At 60.6% G+C, this 22,999-nt stretch carries 22 protein-coding genes; 4 read left to right on the top strand and 18 right to left on the bottom strand.

All coding sequences use genetic code 11. The features are described 5' to 3' along the window. The first annotated feature begins 79 nt into the window (after positions 1-79). From AB7F49_RS00960 to AB7F49_RS00945, 4 genes are read left to right on the top strand one after another with little or no spacing between them, the layout of a single operon-like run. Entirely contained in the window at positions 80-3,052 is a 2,973-nt protein-coding gene (locus AB7F49_RS00960; protein ID WP_428519350.1) for a xanthine dehydrogenase family protein molybdopterin-binding subunit, read from the top strand. Beyond that, entirely contained in the window at positions 3,049-3,876 is an 828-nt protein-coding gene (locus tag AB7F49_RS00955) for an FAD binding domain-containing protein (protein WP_428519348.1), read from the top strand. The genes AB7F49_RS00960 and AB7F49_RS00955 overlap by 4 nt, the downstream gene beginning before the upstream one ends. Further along, positions 3,864-4,373: a (2Fe-2S)-binding protein gene (locus AB7F49_RS00950; RefSeq protein WP_428519346.1), complete on the top strand. Its 510-nt coding sequence runs from the start codon at positions 3,864-3,866 to the stop codon at positions 4,371-4,373. Before AB7F49_RS00955 ends, AB7F49_RS00950 begins: the two co-directional genes overlap by 13 nt. Next, positions 4,373-5,362 carry an NADPH:quinone oxidoreductase family protein gene (locus tag AB7F49_RS00945; RefSeq protein WP_428519344.1) on the top strand — a complete coding sequence of 330 codons (990 nt, stop codon included), beginning with the start codon at positions 4,373-4,375 and terminating at the stop codon, positions 5,360-5,362. The genes AB7F49_RS00950 and AB7F49_RS00945 overlap by 1 nt, the downstream gene beginning before the upstream one ends. A gap of 16 nt (positions 5,363-5,378) precedes the next feature. Here AB7F49_RS00945 and AB7F49_RS00940 read toward each other — a convergent pair whose 3' ends face one another. The 18 genes from AB7F49_RS00940 to AB7F49_RS00855 all read right to left on the bottom strand — a co-directional run bounded on the left by AB7F49_RS00940 (position 5,379) and on the right by AB7F49_RS00855 (position 22,995). Beyond that, positions 5,379-6,077, bottom strand: coding sequence for an ABC transporter ATP-binding protein (locus tag AB7F49_RS00940; protein ID WP_428519466.1), 699 nt, complete (start codon positions 6,075-6,077; stop codon positions 5,379-5,381). Further along, the gene (locus AB7F49_RS00935; protein ID WP_428519342.1) at positions 6,077-6,844 is read right to left on the bottom strand and encodes an ABC transporter ATP-binding protein; all 768 of its coding nucleotides are present in this window, start codon (positions 6,842-6,844) and stop codon (positions 6,077-6,079) included. Before AB7F49_RS00935 ends, AB7F49_RS00940 begins: the two co-directional genes overlap by 1 nt. Beyond that, a complete protein-coding gene (locus AB7F49_RS00930) occupies positions 6,828-7,778 on the bottom strand; it encodes a branched-chain amino acid ABC transporter permease (RefSeq protein ID WP_428519340.1) in 951 nt (316 codons plus the stop codon). The genes AB7F49_RS00935 and AB7F49_RS00930 overlap by 17 nt, the downstream gene beginning before the upstream one ends. Before the next feature lie 4 nt (positions 7,779-7,782). After that, positions 7,783-8,697: a branched-chain amino acid ABC transporter permease gene (locus tag AB7F49_RS00925; RefSeq protein ID WP_428519338.1), complete on the bottom strand. Its 915-nt coding sequence runs from the start codon at positions 8,695-8,697 to the stop codon at positions 7,783-7,785. Positions 8,698-8,753: 56 nt separating this feature from the next. Then, complete coding sequence (locus AB7F49_RS00920) at positions 8,754-9,920, bottom strand: ABC transporter substrate-binding protein (RefSeq protein WP_428519336.1); 1,167 nt, start codon at positions 9,918-9,920, stop codon at positions 8,754-8,756. Positions 9,921-10,525: 605 nt separating this feature from the next. After that, the gene (locus tag AB7F49_RS00915; RefSeq protein WP_428519334.1) at positions 10,526-11,428 is read right to left on the bottom strand and encodes a DUF1989 domain-containing protein; all 903 of its coding nucleotides are present in this window, start codon (positions 11,426-11,428) and stop codon (positions 10,526-10,528) included. Between the two features lie 9 nt (positions 11,429-11,437). After that, positions 11,438-12,403, bottom strand: a complete 966-nt coding sequence (locus AB7F49_RS00910) for a DUF1989 domain-containing protein (RefSeq protein ID WP_428519332.1) — start codon at positions 12,401-12,403, stop codon at positions 11,438-11,440. Beyond that, positions 12,400-12,633: a hypothetical protein gene (locus AB7F49_RS00905; protein WP_428519330.1), complete on the bottom strand. Its 234-nt coding sequence runs from the start codon at positions 12,631-12,633 to the stop codon at positions 12,400-12,402. Before AB7F49_RS00905 ends, AB7F49_RS00910 begins: the two co-directional genes overlap by 4 nt. After that, on the bottom strand, positions 12,630-13,922 hold the full coding sequence (locus AB7F49_RS00900) for a Zn-dependent hydrolase (protein ID WP_428519328.1): 1,293 nt from the start codon (positions 13,920-13,922) through the stop codon (positions 12,630-12,632). The genes AB7F49_RS00905 and AB7F49_RS00900 overlap by 4 nt, the downstream gene beginning before the upstream one ends. A 95-nt stretch (positions 13,923-14,017) precedes the next feature. Next, a complete protein-coding gene (locus AB7F49_RS00895; RefSeq protein WP_428519326.1) occupies positions 14,018-14,923 on the bottom strand; it encodes a LysR family transcriptional regulator in 906 nt (301 codons plus the stop codon). Further along, complete coding sequence (gene hydA / locus AB7F49_RS00890; RefSeq protein ID WP_428519324.1) at positions 14,920-16,344, bottom strand: dihydropyrimidinase; 1,425 nt, start codon at positions 16,342-16,344, stop codon at positions 14,920-14,922. The genes AB7F49_RS00895 and hydA overlap by 4 nt, the downstream gene beginning before the upstream one ends. Continuing rightward, positions 16,344-17,888 (bottom strand): amidohydrolase family protein, encoded by a 1,545-nt coding sequence (locus AB7F49_RS00885; protein ID WP_428519322.1) that lies wholly within the window; start codon positions 17,886-17,888, stop codon positions 16,344-16,346. The genes hydA and AB7F49_RS00885 overlap by 1 nt, the downstream gene beginning before the upstream one ends. Before the next feature lie 36 nt (positions 17,889-17,924). Continuing rightward, positions 17,925-19,349 (bottom strand): AtzE family amidohydrolase, encoded by a 1,425-nt coding sequence (locus tag AB7F49_RS00880; protein ID WP_428519320.1) that lies wholly within the window; start codon positions 19,347-19,349, stop codon positions 17,925-17,927. Further along, a complete protein-coding gene (locus AB7F49_RS00875; RefSeq protein WP_428519318.1) occupies positions 19,346-19,543 on the bottom strand; it encodes a hypothetical protein in 198 nt (65 codons plus the stop codon). The genes AB7F49_RS00880 and AB7F49_RS00875 overlap by 4 nt, the downstream gene beginning before the upstream one ends. Beyond that, complete coding sequence (locus AB7F49_RS00870) at positions 19,530-20,315, bottom strand: ABC transporter permease (RefSeq protein ID WP_428519316.1); 786 nt, start codon at positions 20,313-20,315, stop codon at positions 19,530-19,532. Before AB7F49_RS00870 ends, AB7F49_RS00875 begins: the two co-directional genes overlap by 14 nt. Positions 20,316-20,320: 5 nt before the next feature. Continuing rightward, positions 20,321-21,118, bottom strand: coding sequence for an ABC transporter ATP-binding protein (locus AB7F49_RS00865; RefSeq protein ID WP_428519314.1), 798 nt, complete (start codon positions 21,116-21,118; stop codon positions 20,321-20,323). Next, entirely contained in the window at positions 21,118-22,071 is a 954-nt protein-coding gene (locus AB7F49_RS00860) for an ABC transporter substrate-binding protein (protein ID WP_428519312.1), read from the bottom strand. Before AB7F49_RS00860 ends, AB7F49_RS00865 begins: the two co-directional genes overlap by 1 nt. Before the next feature lie 264 nt (positions 22,072-22,335). Then, positions 22,336-22,995: a flavin reductase family protein gene (locus tag AB7F49_RS00855; protein ID WP_428519310.1), complete on the bottom strand. Its 660-nt coding sequence runs from the start codon at positions 22,993-22,995 to the stop codon at positions 22,336-22,338. Positions 22,996-22,999: the final 4 nt, after the last annotated feature.

The following is a 22,999-nucleotide window of genomic DNA, read 5'->3' as shown; positions in this document are numbered from 1 at the left end:
GCCCGCGGTTCGAGAGCGGGCCTTGACAAGAGCATAATAAGATACTCACTGTATTTAACTCATTGGAACAGGCCTCAAAGTGGTGAAACTGCCGGAAAAACAGGCGCGTTACGTTGGCCGTTCCGTCCTGCGGGTCGAAGATCCACCGCTGTTGAAGGGACAAGGGCGCTTCGTCGACGATCTGCCCGTCCGCAAAGATACGTTGATCATCGCGATCCTGCGCTCGCCCCACGCACATGCGCGCATCCGCTCCATCGATGTCTCCGAAGCGCTCCGCCAGCCGGGCGTACATGCCGTGATCACCGGCAAGGAGGTCTGGGAACTAACCACCACGCTGATCGTCGGATTCGAAAATCCGATGGATTACCGCTGCATCGCCAACGACAAGGTCCGCTTCGTGGGCGAACCGGTCGCGGTCGTCTGCGCAATCGACCGATACAAGGCAGAAGATGCCCTGGAATACATCAAGGTCGATTACGAGTTGCTGCCGGCGGTCGTCGACACGCTGGATGCCACCGCCCAAAGCGCGCCGATCCTGCACGAAAACGCTTCGTCAAATGTCGTTTCGCGACGCCTTTTCAAGCACGGCCATACCCAGGAGGCATTTGCCGCAGCGGAACGAACCTGCGAACTGACCATTACCTATCCGCGAAACTCGATACCACCGATGGAGACTTATGCCATCGTCGCCGAATACCTCCCGGACAGCGATTCCTACGATGTATTGTCAAATTTCCAGGGCCCGTTCTCGCTGCACACCGTGATGGCGATCGCGCTCAAGGTGAAGTCCAGCAAGCTTCGCCACCGCAGTCCACCAAATTCGGGCGGCAGCTTTGGCGTCAAGCTGGCGATGTTTCCCTATATCGTGCTGTTATGCGTGTGTTCGCGGCTCGCGGGCCGGCCCGTCAAATGGATCGAAGACCGCCTCGAGCATCTGTCGGCCGCAAGCTCGGCGCCCAACCGAGTGACAAAAATCGAAGCCGCGTATTCTTCCGATGGAATCGTAAGCGCGCTGCGTCTGGAGCATTGGGACGATCACGGCGCCTATCTGCGGGCGCCGATGCCGGCACCGATCTATCGCATGCACGGCCTGTCGACCAATTGCTATGGCATTCGCAATGTGGACGTCATCAACAATATCGTGATGACGAACAAATGTCCGACCGGCGCCGTGCGGGGCTTCGGCGGTCCGCAGCTTTATTTCGCAATCGAACGCATGATGCAGAAGATCGCAACCGAGTTGAACATTGACCCCCTCGAATTGATGCAGCGCAATCTGATCCCAAGCGACTCCTTCCCCTACCGCGCACCGGCAGGAGCGCTGATCGATTCCGGCAATTTCCAGCAGACCATCGACGATTGCGTCGCCGACGGACAACTCGAGGAACTGAAACGGCGGCGCGATGCCGCGCGCAAGGATGGCCGCCTCTACGGCATCGGCTATGCCGCGGCCGTCGAGCCGAGCCAATCGAATATGGGCTACATCTCCACCTTGAAAAGCATGGCGGAGCGTGAAAGGGCCGGCCCCAAGGACGGTGCCGTAGCTTCCGCGACCGTGGTTGTGGACGCTCTCGGATCGGTCAGCGTGGTTGGCGATTCCACGCCGCAGGGTCAGGGCCACCAGACCGCAATCGCGCAGATCGTGGCGGACGAACTCGGCCTGAAAATCGAGGATATCGCCGTCAATCTCGAACTCGATACTCAGAAGGACAATTGGTCTCTCGCCGCCGGCAATTATTCATGCCGTTTCGCGCCTGCCGCAACGAGCTCGATTGTGATCGCGGCGCGCCAGGTTCGCGACAAGATGGCGCGCATCGCGAGTCAGACGCTGAACACGGCACCCGAGGACCTGGTCTTCGAGGATGGCTATATCCGCTCGCGCTCAAATCCGGAGAACAAGCTTGAATTCCGGCGTGTCGGAGGACTTGCGCATTGGTCGCCGTCGAGTCTTCCCGACGGCATGACACCCGGCATCCGCGAAGCCGTGCAATGGAGCGCCCCGGAACTCACGCCGACCACCGCAAATGACGAGATCAACACGTCGCTCGCCTACGGCTTCGCATTTGACTTCTGCGGAATCGAGATCGACCGCGACACCGGTCAGGTGCGGATCGACAAATACGTGACGACGCATGACTGCGGCACCATCCTCAATCCCGGCCTCGCCGAAGGGCAGATGCGCGGATCATTCGCCGCCGGCCTGAGCGCTACGCTTTACGAGTGCTTTTCCTACGGCAAGGACGGCGCATTGCTGAGCGGAACGTTCGCCGATTATCTCGTTGGCACAGCGCACGAGATTCCCGACGCTCATCTCGTTCATGCAAGGCCGTCGCCCTCTCCCTTCACCCGCCTGGGCGCCAAGGGCATCGGCGAAGGCAATCAGTACACCACGCCGGTTTGCGTGGCGAATGCCGTCGCCGATGCAATCGGCCGCGAGGACATCACGTTGCCGCTGGTCCCCGCCAAGGTATTCGAATGGATCAGCGGCGAGGAGCCCGCGCGCCCAGCGAGCCATGAATTGCCCGGATCGGGCAACGGTCTTTCGGGACACGACACGGCATTCTTCCCGGCAAGCCCCGAGGCCGTCTGGAAGACGCTGCTTGACCCGGCGAAAATGGCGAAAGCCATTCCCGGATGCGAAGCGCTGTCCGTGATCGGCAGGAACAATTACATCGGCAAATTGCGGATCGGCGTCGGTCCGGTGCGCGGGGTATTCGACGCAAGGGTTCGTCTGACCGATCTCGAGGAGCCGAAATCGATCACGATGAACGGCGATCTGGTCGGCTCGCTCGGTTCCTCGCAGGGCCGCGCGCTCATTCAGCTCAGACCGGAGAATGGCGGTACCCGCCTGAGCTATGACTTCGAAATCCATCTCGCCGGCAAGATTGCCGCGGTCGGCGGACGCATGCTCTCCGGTGCCGCAAAGATGCTGATCGCACAGTTCATAAAGGCGCTGCTCGTGCAAGTGTCACCTGAGTCTGCCGCAGCGTCCGCGCCGGAGCGGAGATCGCTATGGTCCGTGCTCAAGAACAAGCTGAGTGACCGCCCGTGAAGCCCGCTGCTTTCGATTATGTTGTGGCTGAAAGCCTGCAGGAGGCGTTGGCAGCGCTTTCGGATGCTGGCGAAGGCGGCCGGGTCATCGCCGGCGGCCAGTCGCTTATGGCGATCCTCAACATGCGGCTCGCGCGGCCCGATGTCCTTGTGGACATCAGCCGGATTGAAGGCCTGAATGAAATCCGGCACAATCGCGACTTCGTCGAGGTCGGTGCCGCAGTCACGCAGGCACAATTGCTGGATTGGCCGCACCTCGAAGCTACCTTGCCGCTTTTGGCCAAAGCACTGCCCCATGTCGGTCATATCCAGACGCGAAATCGCGGCACGATCTGCGGCTCGCTGTGCCACGCCGATCCGAGTTCGGAAATTCCGCTTGTGCTCGCATTGCTCAGCGGCGACATCGTCCTGCAAAGCAGATCAGGCATCCGGACCCTGCAGGCTTCGTCGTTCCAGGTCGGTATGCTGACCACTGCGAAGCGCCACGATGAGATCGCCATAGCAGCACGCTTTCCGGTGCGCCGACCCGGCCATGGATACGCCTTCGCCGAATTCAACCGACGGCACGGCGATTTTGCCATCGTCGCGCTGGCAGCGATCGCCGACGGGAAATCGGTGCGGCTGGGGGTCGGCGGCGTCGCCGATGTACCGACCTGTCGCGATTTTGCGTCCCTGTCCGGTGAGCCGCTTGACGCCGCGCTGAACGATTTTGCCTGGGAGTGCGGCGGCTATGACGACATTCATGCCACCTCAAGACACCGCCGCGAGTTGGTGAGGCGTCTGGGTCGCAAGGTCATCGAGGAGGCTGTTCGATGCCGCGCATGAATCGTGACAAGAAGCACGTCGTTACGCTGACCCTGAACAGTCGCGAGGTCAGCGGCATCGCCGAACCGCGGACTTTGTTGGTGGACTTCATCCGGCACGAGATTGGCGCGACCGGCACTCACGTCGGCTGCGAGCATGGAATCTGCGGCGCCTGCAATATCATGCTTGACGGCCATGTCGTGCGCGCCTGCCTGATGCTCGCTGTTCAGGCCGATGGTCGCCGCATCGATACGGTCGAAAGCCTGGCCGACAAGAGCGGCGCGCTGAACCCGCTGCAAGAAGCCTTCCATCGCAATTTCGCACTGCAATGCGGCTTCTGCACACCGGGCATGCTGATGACCCTGACTGAGCTGGAACGGCATGGCGGACCTTATACCGAAGAACAGGTCCGCGAGGCGCTCAGCGGCAACATCTGCCGCTGCACCGGCTATACGGAGATCGTGCGCGCGGCGATGGAGGTCCTCGGCGAGCGGACCAAGGTGAAGGAGCCGACGTAATGCGTGCGCTGGTCATCGAAGAATATGGCCCGATCGCGAGCCACCGTTTCCAGACACTCCCGGATCCATCATTCGCAGCCGATGAAGTGCTGATCGACGTCAAGGCTATTGGGCTCAATTTTCCCGATGCTTTGATGCTCCAGGGCAAATACCAGAAAAAGCCGCAAACGCCTTTCGTGCCGGGACGAGACGCCGCGGGCGTGGTCCGGGCCGTCGGCAGCGGGGTCTCGCGGTTCAAGCCGGGCGACAGGGTCATCTGTCAGGTCCTCACCGGCGCTTTCGCGGAAGCCGTGGCGGCGCCGCAGAAACGGTGCTTTCATATGGTGGACGGCGTCGATTTCGAATCTGCTGCAGCCATGATCACCGTATTCAACACCGCTTATGTCGCGGTCCATCTCCGTGCCAAGGCTCAGGCCGGTCAGACCGCGATCGTCACCGGCGCCGCTGGCGGCGTCGGACTTGCGGCGTTGCAAATGCTGAAGGCGCTTGGAGCTCGAACGATCGCGATCGTTTCCTCGGAGCAGAAGGCGGCTCTGGCACGCGAGAATGGCGCCGATCATGTGATCCTGAGCAACGGCTCTGACGTCAAGGAACGTATCCACAGGGAAGTGATGACGCGGACCGACAATCATGGTGCGGATCTGGTGTTCGACACGGTCGGCGGCGATATGTTCGCGAATACGCTTCGCGTACTCGGCTTCGACGGCAAATTGGTCATCATTGGCTTCGCCAGCGGCGACATCCCGTCGGCCAAGGCAAATTATCTGCTATACAAAAATCTCGCGGTTATCGGCGCGCCACTCGATATCCAGTTCGACCATGAATACGACAAAATGGTCGAAGGCGTGCGGCTTACGCAAGACCTGTATTTGAAAGGCAAGGTCAAGCCGAACATCATGACCACACTTCCGCTGGAAAATCTCGCAGAGGCCTTTGCGCTCATCACCGGGCGCGAGGTGCGCGGCAAGGTCGTTCTAACGGTCGGCTGATCACTCCGCCGCGCGTTCAGACCGCAAGCAGTCGCCGCTGCGCGTCGTCGTCGGGACGCAGATCAGCAGCGGCGCCGCTCCATGCGACGCGGCCTTTCTCCAGGATATAGGCATAGTCGGCGAGCGCCATCACGTCGGCGACGTTCTTGTCGACGACAAGGATGGCGAGACCCCGGCTCTTCAGCTCGGAGAGAACGGACCAGATTCGCTCGCGTACCAGTGGCGCGAGACCTTCGGTTGCCTCGTCGAGAATGACAAGCTTTGGCGATGTCACGAGCGCGCGGCCGATTGCCAGCATCTGCTGTTCGCCACCCGACAGCAAACCACCGGGGCTGGCTCTGCGTTCCGCGAGTCCGGGGAACAGGCGATAGACGTCGTCCGGCGTGCATTGCTGCTTGCCATCGCGCATCCGCCCGAATGCCACGAGCTGCTCATGCACGGTGAGATGCTTGAATATCCGGCGGCCTTCAGGGACATAGCCGAAACCAAGACGGCAGATTTCGTAGTCGCGAAGCCTGTCGATTCTCGTGCCCTCGAAATGGATCGCCCCGGATGATGGCCGCAGCGCCCCCATCATGGCCCGGATGGTCGTTGTCTTGCCCATGCCATTGCGGCCGAGCAAGGCAACCGCCTGCCCCACCGCGACTTCGAGCGATACGCCGAACAGTATCTGGCTGACGCCGTAGGAGGCGGTAATATTGTCGACCCTGAGCATCACGCGACGGCCTTCGTACCGAAATAGGCAGCGCGCACCTCGGCGCTTTTCCGGATCGCGTCGGGCCGGTCCGTGGCAATCGGACTTCCCATGACCATGACCGTGAGATGATCCACCAGCGAAAACACCGCATCAAGATCGTGCTCGATCAGAAGTATGGCTTGCTGACCTTTGATTTTACGCAGCCGTCCGACCATCTCGTGCGTCTCCTCCGCACCCATTCCGGCAAAGGGCTCGTCAAGGAGCAGAAGCCGCGGCTGGCCCACCAGCACCATCGCAAGCTCGAGATGGCGGCGTTCACCGTGCGAGAGTTCGGAGGCGACCTTGTATGCGAGATGGTCGATGCCGACGAGTTCCAGCGCCTGCGCCGCTTCCTCGCGAAGACCGCGGTCCAAAGCGATGGGACGCCAAAGGCGGAATCCTCCGCCGCGGATGGCCTGGCAGGCGAGAATGACGTTTTCGATCATCGTCAGACCCATGAAAACCGATGTGATCTGGAACGAGCGGCGGATTCCGAGCTTCGCCCGCTTCGGAGCGTTGAGACCCGTGATGTCGGAACCATCGAGCAGGACGTGTCCCTGATCCGGTCTCACTTCGCCGCTGAGGATGGATACCAGCGTCGTCTTGCCGGCACCATTGGGACCGATCAGACCGTGCACTTCTCCCGGCTCGATCGCGAGGGAGACGTCGCGGTTGGCGATGACGCCGCCATAGGCCTTGGAAATGCCCTCGACCGCGAGGACTGGAATATCAGCCGTTTTGCGCACGGGGCTTCCAGACTTTGAGGGCGCGCAGGCCGTTCGGGAGATAGATCGCGACCAGAATCAGGATCGGTCCAAGGATCAACGACCAATGCGTGGTCTTTTCGCTGATAATGGTTTCCAGACCTAGCAGCGCAATCGCACCAAGCAGCGGTCCATAAAGTGTCCCCATGCCGCCGAGAATGACCATGACCAGAAGCTCGCCCGACCGCTGCCAGCTTCCATATTCCGGACTGACAAAACCCGTGACATTGGCGAGTAGCGCGCCGGACAGCCCACATACCGCACCGGCGATGACGAAAGCCAGCAGCTTGTAGCGGAAGGTTTCGTAGCCGAGCGCGCGCATCCGCGCCTCGTTCTGGCGGCAGCCCTGGAGCACGAGCCCGAACGGCGAATCCACGACCCGCTTCAACACGAAGAAGCCGGCACAGACCGCAAGCAACACCACGATGTAGACATGATCCGGGTTGGTGAGATCAATCGGTCCGAAGAATTGCGACCGCGGAAAGACCGGCAGACCCTCGTCACCGCCATAGCTGCTGAGGCCGGTAAAGACATAGAATAGCATTTGCGAGAAAGCCAGGGTAAGCAGGATGAAGTATATGCCGCCGGTCCTGAGAGCCACCATCCCCACGACAGCGGCGACGAGCGCGGAAAATCCGATCGCCACCGGCCATTGGAGCAGCCCGGATACGATTTCCTCTCTCGCGAGGATGCCGACACTGTAGCCCCCGCAAAGCAGGAACATGGCGTGGCCGAAGCTGACCATACCGGTATAGCCCACCAGAAGATCGAGACTCGCGGCCGCCAAGGCGTAGGCCAGCAAACGCGAAGCGATTTCGATCCAGAGCGGCTGTCCAACCAGATGAGCGCCGGCAAAAAACGCCAACCCAGCGAGCAGAATGACGAAAGTGTACCGCTGCTGCATGAGCCAGGTCATCACTTCATCGCTCCCGGCGCGCGAACAGACCGCGCGGCTTGAGGATCAGAACCGTGGCCATGATCAGGAATATCAAGGTGGAAGACAGCGCACTCGATACCGTGGACACGGTTCGCGGCGACATCACCGTCGACAGAAGATCGGCGAGATAGGCTCGCCCAAGCGTATCGGCGAAACCGATCACCAGCGCACCGATGAAGGCACCCTGGATCGAACCAAGTCCGCCGATCACAATCACCACGAAGGTGAGAATGAGGATCTGTTCGCCCATGCCGGGACGCACGGACAGGAGCGGTCCGGCCATTATACCGGCAAGTCCGGCAAGTACCGCGCCCATCCCGAACACCACGGTGTAGAGGACGGCAATATTGATTCCGAGATGCCCGACCATGGCTCGATCATCGGCGCCGGCGCGGATCAGCATGCCGAGCTTGGTCTTCTGCACGACGATGAACAGCCCGAGCGCGGTGAGAAGCGCCACGACGATCACCGCGATCCGATAGGATGGATAGGCGATTCCCGCGACCTGAACCGTCCCCTCGAGGCCTGGCGGAAACGGAGAATATTGCGGTGCCACTCCCCAGAGGACACGCACGGCTTCGTTGAAAATCAAGATCAGACCGAAAGTCGCGACCACCTGAAGCAGGTGATCGCGACCATAGAGCCTGCGAAAGACCGTGAATTCGAGAATGACCCCGACCACAAAGGTCGCAACGAGCGCCAGAAAAATCGCAGGGACGAAAGAGCCTGTCAACTTTTGGAAGAAGATTGAGAAGTAGGCGCCCAGCATGAACAGCGAGCCGTGCGCCAGATTGATCTGCTCCATGATTCCGAAGATCAGGGTCAGCCCGCTCGCCATGAGAAACAGAAGCAGAGCAAACTGGATGCTGTTCAGACATTGCTCGATAAACAGCATCATGATGTCTTCGGCACCCCTTGAACTTCAGGACGTCATCTCGTCTTCTGCAGTACGGCTTATTTCATCGGGCACTCGGCTGCATAAACGTCTTTCGCCTTCTCAACCGCCTTGCTGACGGTATTCAAGACCAGTTCATCGCCCCGCTTCTCGACGTTGGTCAGATAGAAGTCCTGAATCGGGAAATTGTTTGTATTGTACGAGTACGGTCCACGAACGCTCGAATACTTGGCCTCGCGGAGCGCGGCCTTGATCTTGTTCTTGTCCGAAAGATCGCCTTTTAATGCATCGGCAGCGGCGCCAATCAGCTGAATGCTGTCATAGCCCTGTGCCGCATAAGCCGATGGCGCGCGGCCATACTTGGCGCGGAAATCCTTGACGAATTTCGCATTTGTTGGATTGTTGATGTCCCCGACCCAATGCGCGGTGGCAAACATGCCGAGCGAGGCGTCGCCGATCGCCTGGATGCTGACTTCGTCGAGCGTGAAGGATGAATAGAGCGGGATCTTCTTCTGCAGACCCGCTTGGCTATATTGCTTGACCCATTGAACGCCCCATGCACCCGGATAGAACACAAAAACAGCCTTGGGATTGGCGGCGCGGACACGGCTGATCTCCGCCGAAAAATCGGTTTGCGACAGCGGCGTATAGACCTCGCCGGAAATCTTGCCCTTGAATGTGCGCTTGAAGCCCGCCAGCAGGTCCTTCCCGGCCTGATAGTTCGGCGCGAGGATGAACACGTCATCGACGCCCTTTTTGGTCAGATATTCACCCATCACTTCCGCCGGCTGATCGTTCTGCCAGGACGCGCTGATGAAATAGGGAGAGCAGTCCTTTCCAGCGACAGGCGCCGGTCCGGAATTGGTGCCGATGAGGAATGTCTCGGTCGATGTAATCGGCCTATAGACCGCCATCATGATGTTTGACAGACCGGCTCCTGTGATGAAGTCGACGCGATCACCGCGGATCAGGCGATTGGCTGCTTCCACGGCCAGCTCAGGTTTCGCCTGATCGTCGCGCAAGATCAGCGTCGCCGCGCGGCCGCCCATCTTGTTATCACGGTGGTCCAGTGCGAGCTGCATCCCGTCCAACATGTCTTTCGAGGGGCTCGCGAACGGACCTGAAATTGACAGAAGCGCGCCGATCTTCACCGGCTCCTGGGCAGCAGCAGGCAAAGTGCATGCAAGGGCAGCTATGACAGCAATCAGCGAAGAACGTGCGCACATGACAAAATCTCCTGTCCCGAGGCGAGTAAAATACACGGTGTATCAAACTGGTCAAGTCGTGACCGCGCACAAGGCTTGGGCGTTACGCCCGTTTTTTGGCCCCAACGTTGTGATTTTCAGGAGCTGCGGCGAATTATCCAAGAAACCAGTCGCAATAGGTCCGCTGGACTTCGCTGCCGCGGAGGGTGTGTGGTCGCCACAGGAACTGCCAACGGTGGAGGCGAAACGAAGGAAGCTGCGCTGACGCGCAGATGTCCGGGAATCGGGCTGGGCTTGACGAGAGCATCGGATCGCCGACGCGGCCATATGAGCGCTTGCGTTGAAGCAAGCTTCATCTCCAGAGCTGCTGAGACGTGCTCGACGTCGCGCAACCAGAGTCGGAGCTCATTGATTGCGCCTGAAGCGGCAATCCAGATTTTATGTGCTCCTGATCGTCTTCAGCCGCCGGATCTTGAAAGATGGCTGGAAGGTCGGAGGTGGACTTTCAGCACACGTCCCTCTCCAATATCCTGCAGAATCGGTTCTGCGCCCGTGCCTCAGGATCCTCCAGGCAGGCACCGCTCTCGTGCGCCGCGGAAACCGTCGGAATACACTCCGAGTCGCATCTAACTGCGACTCAAGCGATTAGACTGATACCAAAGCATGAATGCCATACGAGCGCGGTCGCCCACATCGCCCGCGCGGGCGATCTGCGGAGCATTTTTCAAACGATCAATCTCACCATCCGCGAATTCGACTTCGACATCGGTGTAGCTTACGGGAAAGCGCCGCGACTTATAGTTCGAATCCCTGACAAGCTCGCGCTGTGTGAGAATCCGGCGCCGATCCAACTTTGTAACCTCGCTCCCTGCCAGGCCGCTACGCTCAAGACATTGCTTTGCAGACTCTTTGGATTCTTCCGACGCCTCAAATATCTTCACTTCGATCGGGCTGAAATTGAAATTACTGACTTGTCCAAGATCGCCCGACCCGCAAATGATTGGCACGGCCAGCACATCCATAAGAGCCAGCAGATCGACATGGTCGCCGGCCGGTGCCACATTTGGCAGGATGCGGAAACTGTCGCCCCAGCATGTATGCATCCACATATTCAGAGAATCGTGCACGTCATCGGGTGAGAGCCCGAACTCGCGCACCGCTTCGGAAAAAGTGTCTTGGCAGTTGGTCCGTGGCACCAGATTGAATTCCCGCTCACCCATCGTGGCGTCGCAACGGGCCGCGAGAAGGTCGGTCACGCAGGTTTCCGACATGCTGGAAATCAACATCATGGGCCGGCAGTGCGGCGCCGCGCTGAGGACCAAATGTCCCTGTTTGACGCGAAAACCCTGCGCACGCATATGGCTGACCGACATGCGCTCCTTGTAGTCATGCAAGTTGAAGCAATTGAAATCGACGCATTGCTCGCCCCGCGTCTGTAGAATGCGAAGCGTCTCCCCGCGGTAAACTGGGATCGCCTTCCCGGATACCGGCGCAATCGTCAACTCGTAGCGGCAGGCTCCAAGTTTCATCGGCTTTTCTTACTCGTGCAATTGTTTCGGCGAGTACCGCCGCAAGCCGTGCTTCTTGCGGTGTTCGGTGTACCAGTGGAAGAACATCGTGCGGATCACCGCCTCGTCGGTTGCGCCGAGGCGGCCGCGATAAGTCCAGATTCTCTGGATTTCCGCGCTCGTGAAACACACCTCGATGTCCTTCCACTCGATCGGAAAGTTGACGAAGTCCGGCGCGTATGTCGGATCGGCCACCAGTTCGCGGTCGCCGCGAATGGTCTTCACGCGGTAGTCATCGAGGCTTCTCTGCGTCTTGAGGGCACAGTTTTCCTTCCATTCACGCTCCGCCCAGGCGAGGGTCCCTGCGTTAGCCTCGAAGACCTGCACGGTAACTGGCTTGTAGGAGAAGTTGCCGCTGTAAGACAGATTGGCGGCCCCGCATGTCGCCGGCACGGCCAGCACGTCCATCAGCGCCACGATCTCGACCTTGTCGCCCGCGCGGCCGGTATTCGGGACGAGATAAGCGCCTATATGATCCCATTCAGTATTGAGCCAGAAGTTCAACGGATCGTGCGTGTCATCGGGCATGAGCCCGAATTCCGCAATCGCGTCGGCCATTGTGTCCTGACAATTGGGATGATCGGTCAGCCCGTATAGGCGATCTAGACCGCCGTGCCAGCAGCCGGCGACAAGCAGATCGCTGCAGCAGCTATCCGGCATCGCTGTGATCTTCATCATCGGCTGGTAGCGTGGGGAATTGCTCCATATCATTCGGCCCGCGCCCATGTGGAAGGCCTCGCGCCTCATATGGCCAACCGACATACGCTCCTTGTGGTCGTGGAGATTGAAGCAGTTGAATTCGACGCGCTGGCCGTCGCCGAGCTGGGTCAGCGTGAGGATTTCACCCATCCTTACAGGAATGGCCCGGCCCGCCACAGGCTCGAGCACAAGATCGAGACGTAACGGTCCAGGCCGCGGCGCGGGCGTCTCCGTCATTTTGTCGCCTGCCTCTTGAGCCAGTCGAGCACGACGTTGCGGATGATCTCGCCGTCTTCGGTTCCAAACGTCTTTTCCGCGCGCAGGAAATCGAGCAGCTTGCGCTGCTGTTGATCGAAGCGAACCACGACCTTTGCCATGCGCTTCGTGTTACCGTCTTTCTCCTCTGCCATTCCGGGTATCCCGCTTCTGCCGAACTTCGCCGCCGCGATGGGTGCGGGGCGGATCATGATAGCTCTTTCCGCAGCCATTCGGCCATCACAGCGGTTCCGTCGAGCAAATCGGTGATCTCCATATGCTCCTGCGGATTGTGACTGCCGTTTTCGTTGCGGACGAAAATCATTCCGATCGGGACGCCTGCCTGAGCAAACGCTGCCGCGTCATGCGACGCCGGACTGACGATTCGATCAAAGGCGATGCCAAGCTTCGCCGCGGCATCGGCAAGACCGTCGCAAATCTTCGGCGAACACGGACCGATTGGCGCCTCGGCGCGGGTCCCGAACTCGATACGCACGCGGTAGCGTTCCTCCACCTGCTTTGCGACCTCCACGATATCCGCTTCAAGGCTCGCAAGCTCAAGCGGGTCATAGGCGCGAACGTCCAGACTGAGTTCGAGCTTGCCCGGCACGATCGTCAGTCCATGTGCGGACGGATCGGTCATGCAGCGGCCGACCGTGATGGCCATCGATATTCCGCGCGCATCGCGCTCCGCCCAGAGGCGATCCATTGCCGAGATGAGCTCGCTACCGGCAGCAACCGCATCGTGGCGGAAGCGGCGAGGCATACCGACATGATCGTGACGTCCGTGGATTCGGATATGCGGATAGCGAAAGTTCCCGGGAATGCAGGTGCCGACGGCGATGGGCTGGCCGGCCTCGACCAATGTGGGAGCCTGCTCAATATGCAACTCGATGAATGACCTGATCTTCTTTGGATCGAGCGCTGCGATCCCCTTTTCGATCGCGCGCGGATCGCCGCCGCATTCGGCGACGTACGCGGACAATGGCCGACCGGTGTCGAACCGCTTCGCGTCAAGCGCGCCAATGGGCAGCATGCCCAGCGCGGCACGACTACCGATATAAGAAACTTGGAACCAGATGCTCTCCTCCGCGCGGATCGCCATCACGGTAATGTCGCAGGCGGGCCGGATTCCGAGCTTCTTGAAAACGCTGACCGCCAACAGCCCTGCAACCACGCCCGCGGCGCCATCGTAATTTCCGCCATTGGGAACGCTGTCGAGATGAGAGCCGACGATGATTTTGGGCGCGTCGCGGTTCCGGCCGGGTAACGTCATGTAGGTGTTGGCCGCAGCATCCTTCGCGATCTCGAGGCCGAGCTGCCGAGCATAGTTGACGACCACGTCGTGGCCGCGCGTCTCACCGGCGCCATAGGTATCGCGCGTTATTCCTGCGCCCGGCAGACGGCCGTTCGCCAGCTGCGCGAACAGGCTGACCGCGACACCCTTCAGTTCAGTCACCGCTTCCGTGATCGGCGGCGACGTGAGAGCCTTCATATTCATCGCTGTACCCGTCTTTTGCGATGAACCTAGCTCCAGGTCCGTGGCTTTCATAATCATGTGGTCACTGCTGCAATAAGTCCTGATTATACCGGTCGTTATCGGTGCGTACGGTTGTGCTGGAACTCGTTCGCTGCCGTTTTCGTGACTTCGACGAAGCGACGCGCGAGCCTCGACAACGGCCGGTCCACGACACTGATGATCGAGGCGACAACAATGATGGCGGGCTCAAGCGGCACCGCAACGAGATTGCGATCCGACCATTGCATCGCCGAAAATTCATCGACGATGGCTACTCCCAAGTCGTTTGCAACCAGCGAGCAGGCGACTACACCCTGCAGCACCGACACGTTAGGCGCGTAGGGCACCGAACGATCGTGAAACGCCTTCGCGACAGCGGATCCAAGGCGGGTGAGCGGCTCCGACGAGATGATCCGGAGCCCGGTGAGATCCTCGGGCCTCAGGAAATTGCGTTTCGCCAGCGGGTGCTTGGGCTGGAACAGGCACACCATCCGGCCTTTGGCAAGTGTCTTGATGTCGAGGGTGGGCCGGGGCGGCGGCTCTAGAGCAATGCCGATCTCGGCGAACCCGCTCTCCACCGCTTCGATCACCCCGTCCAGATGTTGCACATCGTAATAGACATGCACGTCGTCGCGCCCCTTTGCGAATCTCTTGATCACGCGGGGCAGGAAGACATCGCCAAGCGGCCGCGTCGCAAGTACGCGCAGATGCCCGCGCTTGGTGTCCCGCAAATCAGAAAGACGCTGCAGCAGCCCCTCGGCCATGGTCTGCAATGGCTGCACGTCCTGATAGACGGCCTTGCCTTCCGCTGTCGGAATCAGGCGGTTTCCAATCCGGTCGAACAGCGAAAAGCCGAGGTTGTCTTCCAGATGCTTGATGGCGTTCGAGACAGCGGGCTGCGATATGCCCAGCTCGAAGGCGGCGGCCACGGTGGTCCGCGATCGCATGACCGCACAGAAGATTTCGAGCTGCCGAATGTTCATACCACGGCCCGATGATCCCTCAGACCGGAGCCGCAGCGATCCTGCACCAGGAATTGCCCGGAGCCCTGCTGCCCCGTGACCGAACCTTGCCGGACGATCACTTCGCCGCGCAGCAACACGGTTTCAGGCCAGCCGTTCAGAATGCGATCCTGATACGGACTATAGCCAGTGCGATCCAGGATGATATCGTGCCCGACGCGCCGCCGAGCCTTCGGATTCCAGATCGCAATGTCGGCATCGGCGCCGACCACAATCGAGCCCTTGCGCGGATAAAGTCCGTAGAGCTTCGCCGGAGCCGCCGACGTCCATTCGACGAATTTCTCAAGCGGCAGACCGCGCCGCACCATTTCGTCGAACATCAACGGCAGTCGCAGCCCGATCCCTGGCAGCCCCCCTGGAATCTGATCGAAGCGCGGCATCGGTCCCGCGCGCAGTTTCCCCGACGAGTCGTAGGCGTAGGGCGCATGATCCGACGACACCATTTGCAGCACGCCGCCGGCCAATGCGGCCCACAGCGCTTCCCCGTCGGATTCCCTGCGCAAGGGAGGCGAGCACATCCACATCGCACCCTCGGGCATCGGACGGTCCATTGCCGCCTCCGTCAGCAACAGATAATGCGGACAGGTCTCCGCATGGACGGACTGGCCGCGACTGCGGGCCTGCCGAACGATCTCTGCCCCTTCGGCGGTCGAGACATGAAAGATCATGATCGGCTGACCGGTCAGTGCCGCCATGCGGATCACGCGGTCGATGGCATCGATTTCGGCCTCGCGGGGATGAGCCATGGCATGCGCGAGGGGCGCGGTGTGGCCGGAGGCTACCAGGCTTTTTGTCCGCCACTTGATCATGCCGTGGTTCTCGGCATGCACCGACACGAGGCCGCCGCGTGTTCCGGTGATCTGCAAGATGTCGAGAAAGCTCTCGTCATCGATCTTCAGCTTGTCGTAGGTCGTAAACAGCTTCACCGACTGATAGCCTCGGTCCAGCAGGGCCGGCAGATCATGACCGAGCGTCTGCGAATTCGGGTCTGCGATGATGAGATGGAAAGAATAGTCGATGACCGCGCCCTTGCGGGCGAGCGCGTGATAATCGTCGACGACCTTGCACAGGTTCATGCCAGCATGCTGCGCAGCGAAGGCAATCACGGTCGTGTTTCCGCCAAATGCGGCCGCCCTCGTCGCACTCTCCCAGTCATCTGCATTCAGGAGGCCCGAAGCCGATATCTGCTCGATATGTACGTGATTGTCGACGCCGCCAGGCAATACCAGCCGTCCGGAGGCATCAATGTCCTGTTTGCCGGACGTGATCCCGCTCCCGATCGCCGCGACAACGCCATCCTTGATTCCAATATCGGCGACGAACTGATCACCGCTGGTCACAACGCGGCCGGACCGGATCACAATATCGAATTCCGCGGCCATCACACGGGCTCCGCCTGAAACACTGCTGGCCGTGCCGGGTCAGCACAGCCGCATAGTCGCGCGATGTGGTACGGCTCGCGCAGCGAGCCTGCACAGAAACTGGAAATGTACTGCCCGATGCCGTCGGCAAGCATCTGCAATCTGTGCGACTGCTCCCGCAACCGCTCGACCGACGCGGACACACGCGCGCGCAACCGCGCAATATCGATAGTCTGAAATTCGCGATGCCGCAGCACCCATTTCCCGCCGATCATGACGCTGTCCACGGCGCTGCCATTCTCGCTGTAGACAAGCTGGTTCAATGGATTGTTGAAGGGCACGAAATTGAGATTGCCGAGGTCGAGGAAGACGATGTCTGCCGGCGCCCCGACCTCAAGGCGAGGTCCTTTTCGCGACAGGTGCATCGCCTTGGCGCTTCCGGCGAGCGCCATGCTCGCAACGTCACTCGCACCGAGCCATTGCTCCGACGGCATTCCCTGGACGCGCGACACGAAGGCGGCGAGCCGCATCGACTCGAACATGTTCTGATGATCGGAGCAGTTCGATCCGTCCGTGCCGATTCCCACATGGATTCCGCGGTCGAGCATCTTGCGAACGGGCGCGAGCCCCGATCCCAACCGCAGGTTACTTCCCGGATTATGCGCGACGGAGCATCCATGCGCGGCGAGGCGCGCAATGTCGTCGTCATCCAGCCAGACACAATGCGCGGCCATGAGGTTCGGACCGAGAAAGCCGATCTCTTCGAGATGGGCCGTCAGCGTTTTCCCATATCGCTTGATGCCGGACACCGCCTGCGCCCGCGATTCGGCAAGATGGGTCTGCATGCCGAGGTCGAATTCCAGCGCCAGGCGCTGACAGTCGCGGATGAAGCCGATCGAACAATGCAGGGGAATGGTCGGAGCGATCGCGGGGCGTATCCAGTCGCGGTCGAACGGCCAGGACTTGAACACCGACTCGCAACCCGAGATCACAGCCTCACGCGGCGAAGCCTGAACCGGGATGAGGCCGTCCCGCAGATCCTCGGGAATGCTGTCAATCAGTCCCTGGATGGCCTGAAACAGGTTGCGGTCCGCGACCATCGGCGCTACGACCGCGCGCATTCCGACGTCGTTATAGGCGCGTCCGATCGCCTCGAAGCCCTCCGGCGTCGGCACTGGAAACTCGCCATAAAGGTCGTAGACGGCGGTACATCCCCTGCTGACCAACTCCGCGGCATTCAGCAGCCCGCAAAGATACTTGTCCTCTGTCACCAGCCCGTGGTTCATCCACCGGCCAGCATTGAGCAGGTGCTCAAGCGTCCATTTGTCGCCGAGCCCCTTCGCCAGCGCTCCGTGTGCATGCGAATGTGCATTCACGAGGCCCGGAATCACCATGCGGTCGGTCGCATCGAAGACCTGCGCGAACTCCGACGAAATCACCCCAGGCTCCGCGATATCGGCAACCAAGCCATCGACAACAAGCAGATCGCGATGCGGAGCGCTGCCCGTGACGACGTCGAGCAGTCTTGCGCCCCTGATCAGATGCGATCGTGCTGACTGACTCATCCGGACCTGCCGAGTCGTCTCCTGTGCGCGTTGCTGCTATACGGCCACGCGTCGGGCCACATCCGCCGCCGGCTGGTCTGGCGGCGCGACAAAGCCCGCCGCGCCAATCCGCTCGAGATGAGCCGCAACGCGGAAAATGTGCCGTTCCATGTAGGGCGCGGCCACGAGTTGAACGCCCCGCGGCAGGCCAGGAACGCGGGCTGGTACACTTATGACCGGCAATCCTATGATCGAAAATGGGATGACGCAGCGGCCGACATGGCCGCGCGATGGAAAGGTGTTGCCGCCGATCTCAATAACATCCTGCCCGATCAGGGGCGCTGCTGCGGGGGTGCAGGGCGCGATCAGAACGTCTGTTCTCTGGAAGACCTCCCTGACGGCATCCCGGTAGAAGCGCCGCGACGCCTGGGCGCGCTGATAAACGGAACCCGGCAGCAGCGCGCCCGCCAGAAAGCGGTCGCGGGTCATCGGGTCGAAATCCTGCGGACGCCTGCGCAGGCTTTCGAGATGCTGGCTCGCCCCTTCCACCGCCGTGATCACGGTCGCACAGGAGCGCCCGGCATCGACATGCGGGAGGCATACGCGCTCCCGCACGCCAAGTGCGTCGGAAATCGACATGACCGCATCATGGGTCTCGCGCTCGATATGCTCCAGAAAATAGGCGTCGGCGATCGCGATCCGCAGGCCGCCAATCCCCTGATCGAGCTCCGGCAACACCGGATCGGGATCTCGTGTGCTGCAGAACTCGTCCGATGGATCCGGGCCTTCGATCGCGTCATACATGGCGGCAAGGTCCGCGGTCGTTCGTGCCATGGCCCCTACGTGATCGACACTCGGTGCGAACAGGACAGTTCCACGGCGCGAGATGCGTCCGAAGGTCGGCTTGACGCCGAACAATCCGCAGAACGACGCCGGCACGCGCACCGAACCTCCGGTATCTGTGCCAAGCGATAACGGCACCATGCCCGCGGCGACTGCCGCGCCCGATCCGCCCGACGAGCCGCCGGCAGAGCGTTGAAGATCATAAGGATTGCGCGTCGGTCCGAAATGCGTGTTCTCGGTCGTATAGCCGTAGGCATATTCGTCCATGTTCAGGGTGCCGACAAGAATGGCACCTGCCTTCGACAACGACCGAACAACTGCCGCATCCGTGCCGGCGGGCGCATGATCCCGGTTGATCTTCGCCCCCGCCAGCGTGCGGAGGCCTTCGACATCGAACAGATTCTTGACCGCGAACGGCACGCCCGCCAGCGGACCGGCCTCGCGCCCCTCCGCAAGATCGCGATCAAGTTGAGCCGCCTCGCGGCGTGCGCGCTCGGCCAAAACATCGGTGAAGGCGTTGATGGAAGGGTCGCGCATGCCGATGACGCCAAGCGCCGCCTCGACAACTTTCGCGGCGCTGATCTCGCGTCCGCGCACAGCGGCTGCGATCGCGAGCGCATTCTCGTCGGAGTAATTCACGGCTCGAACCTCTGCCCCACATCGATTCGCTCGGAGCCGGGAACCTGGGTGACGCGCGCCGCATTCAACAGCAATTCGATATTGCGGACGATCCCCGGCAACCAGGCGGGGTCGAGGCGGATCTCCATCATCTCGGCAGCCGCCCGCACGAAGCATTCCTGCGGCGTCGTGCCGTCATCCTCAGGTAGAGGCATTCCAACCCTCATTCCAGGCCAGCAATTTGTTCTCGATCGCGACGAACCCCTTGTTCAGGCCGAAGCCCACAAGCGCGAGCGCTATCACGCCCGCATACATCTCAGGCATCAGAAACGAGCGCTGAGCGCTGAGGATGTAGAAGCCGATGCCGCTATTGCCTGCGACCATCTCGGCGATCACCGTGACGATCAGCGCCACCGCAAGGCTGATGCGCATGCCGGTGAGAATATAGGACGACGCCGCGGGAATAATGATGCGCCATGTGATCTGGGCCTTGCTGAGACCGAAGGTGCGTCCGGTATCGAGGAGGACCGAATCGACGTTGCGGACGCCCGTTACCGTGTTGAGAAGAATCGGGAAGAAGGATGCGAAGGCGACCATGAATACCTTCATGGTGTCGTCGATCCCCAGGAAAATGATGGCCATCGGTAGATAGGCCGGGCTCGGGATCGGACGCAAAAGCTCGATCAGCGGCTCGAAGGTCGCGTAGACGCGCGGCCAGATTCCCATCGCGATGCCGAAGGATATCGCAAGTACGCTGGCAATTACATAGCCGAGCGCCAGCCGCTTCAGACTTGGACCAAAGGTGTTGAAATAGACGCCATTGACCAGTTCGTCCCAAAAGGTGCGAAAGACAGTGGTCACCGCGGGCCAGGTCGGTGTATTGACCCATCCGAGCCGCACACTGGCTTCCCACAGCACCAGCAACCCGACCACAAGCGCGATCCCGGACAGCCTTCCATCACCGATAACTTTTTTGATGGTGTCCATCGCGTTCAATGCGTTCCGACAACAACGTCGTACAGAGAGCGCCGAAGCGATAGAAATTCTGGCAATTCGCGCGTCGCCAATTGCTCGCGCGGACGCGGAATATCCACGTCGACCTCGGTCAGGATCGTCGAAGGCGCACGCGACAGCACGTAGATCTTGTCGGAAAGATAAATCGCTTCGGCGATGTCATGCGTCACGAAGACCACGGTCAGCTTCAGATCCTGCCAGATGCGAACCAGTAGATCCTGCAAGCTCTCGCGCGACAGCGCGTCGAGCGCACTGAAGGGCTCGTCCATCAGCAGCACTTCCGGGCGAGCGACAAGGGCGCGCGCGATCGCGACGCGCTGCTGCATGCCGCCGGAGAGCTGCCAGGGATATTTCTCGGCATGCTCATCGAGTCCCACCATACGCAGCATCTCCATGCATTCGGCGCGGCCGCCCGTCTTGCCACGCCGTCTCGCATGCGGGCTGGTCGCACCGAATTCCAGATTGCCCATCACCGTCAGCCAGGGGAACAACGACTTGGTGTATTGCTGAAACACGTAGACGATGCCGGCCGGCGGCGCGGTGAGCTGCTGCCCCTTGAAGGAGATGATCCCCTGGGTCGGCGGCAGCAGGCCCGCAACCATGCGCAAGATTGTCGATTTGCCGCAGCCCGAGGGCCCGAGCAGGCTTACAAACTGCCCGCGCCGGACCTGGAAATCGACGCTTGCGATCGCGGCATGGTCGCCGAACCATTTGCTGGTATCTGCGACCCTGATCTCCACATCTTGCGCGCGGGCCAAATCGACTCTTGCGTGCATCAAAGCAGGCTTTCCGCTTCGATCGGCTTCTTCAGCACGCCTTCCTGACGCATCAATTCAAGTTGCTTGGCAAGATCGCCGACGGAAATCTTGGTCGACCAGTCATCGATCGGAACCTGTTTCACGAGTTCAGGTTTCGCCTTGGTGAATTCCGCGATCAGGGTCTTGGCCTGTTCCGGATTTTTCTCAAGATAGTCGATAGCGCGCGCCATCGCGTCGGTGAATGCCTTCACGGTTCTCGGATTGGCCTTGATCCAAGCGCCGTCCCCCGCATAGGACGCGATATGAATGCCGGGCTGGACGTCGGCAAACGGGTAGCCAAGCGCCTTCATCTTGCCCGAGCTGACGCCGATATGGTGAAAGGGCTGAACCTGAATGATGCCGTCGACGCTGCCGCGCAGCAGTGCGTCGTTCATTGAGGGGAACGGCAGCTCCACGAAGGTGACGGCAGCCGGATCGAGGCCGCCCTTGCGCAGGAGCGCGCGGGCATAGAGCCAGTTCACGCTGTTGATCGTGTTGACCGCAACGCGCTTGCCCTTGAGGTCCTGAATGCTGCCGACGCCGCCGTCGCTTCGAACCAGGAGAACGGTTTGTCCGGGGGCCTTTTTCTTGTCGTCGAGCGTCGGGGGGACGAGTTTCAGGTTGAATCCCTGCTGGTTGGCGAGTGCGGCTGACGTGATTGGGGTGACGGCCAGTTGGAGCGAGCCCTGCACGAGCAGCGGAACGGATTGCGCACCGCCGTCAGCAAACGTGATGTCCACATCAAGGCCGGCATCTTTGAAATAGCCGAGCTTCTGCGCAGTATAGATCGGCACCTGACCCGCGATGGGCAACGTGCTCACTCGTATTTTGGGAGTTTCCGGCGCCTGGGCGAGGACCAGCCCCGGAAACAGAGCCGAGATCGAAATCGAGGCCGAAACCACAAAAGTCAGAAAGCCTATCCGCAAGCGCATATGTTCCTCCTTGCAATCGCACGTGCCGCAGGCGGGCGGCAATCCTGCCTGTCAGAACTCCGGCATCGTTCATCGGGCGCAACGGCAATCTTTCCTCGCGCCTTCCCGGCTGTCTAATGGCAAAGCGGAGGGCGACTATAAGCGCTTGTTATTGATGCGGCCAAGGCCGGCGTTTCGGAAGGCGCTCAAGCTAAGAAATAAGCAGTCTTTCCGGCCAGAAAGCGTGCAAATAGTCAAAATATATGCAGCGCGACAAAGCGCAGGCTAAGAGCCCGAACAGCCGGAAAATCGCTTCGCGGCGAGCGCATTGTCCAGGCTGTGCGGCGGCATACTGAAACGGTCGCGAACCGTCGCGTAGTTCGTCCCTTCGATACGCGCGATAGGATCGAGAGCCTGCGCATCCACATAGTAATTCTCGATGTCGATGACATCGGCGCGATAATGGGCGCCGACGATGCGGCCGAGTACGATGTCGCGGGTGCGGCTGACCGCGACCGACACGATCCGACGGCATTCGAATGATGCCGGCGATTCCTTGATCCGTGGCGACTTCACGGCCGTGCCCGGCACAGGCGTCAACGTGGCACGTTCCAGTTCGTCAACGCCGCGCTCAAAAGAATAGGCGCAAACGTTCATCTGCTTTGCCATTGTCATCGACACGATATTGACGGTGAACTCTTCGGTATCCCGAATATTCACTGTCGTATCCTTCAAACTGCCGTCCTTGTTCAATTCGAGGCCCAGCGCCACGACGCCCGGATCCGACGACAGAACGTTGAAGAAGCTGAAGGGCGCCGCATTGGTGGACCCATCCAGCGACACCGTCGTGACGAGCGCGATCGGCCTTGGAATGATCGTCCCGGACAGGAGCTTGTAGCGCTGACGTTCCGTCAGGCGATCCAGATCGACAAAGACATGGTCCATCAGC

Origin of the sequence: Pseudorhodoplanes sp. (assembly GCF_050250235.1) — a bacterium.
Taxonomy (GTDB): domain Bacteria; phylum Pseudomonadota; class Alphaproteobacteria; order Rhizobiales; family Xanthobacteraceae; genus Pseudorhodoplanes.
This window is presented reverse-complemented; position numbering and strand designations above follow the sequence as displayed.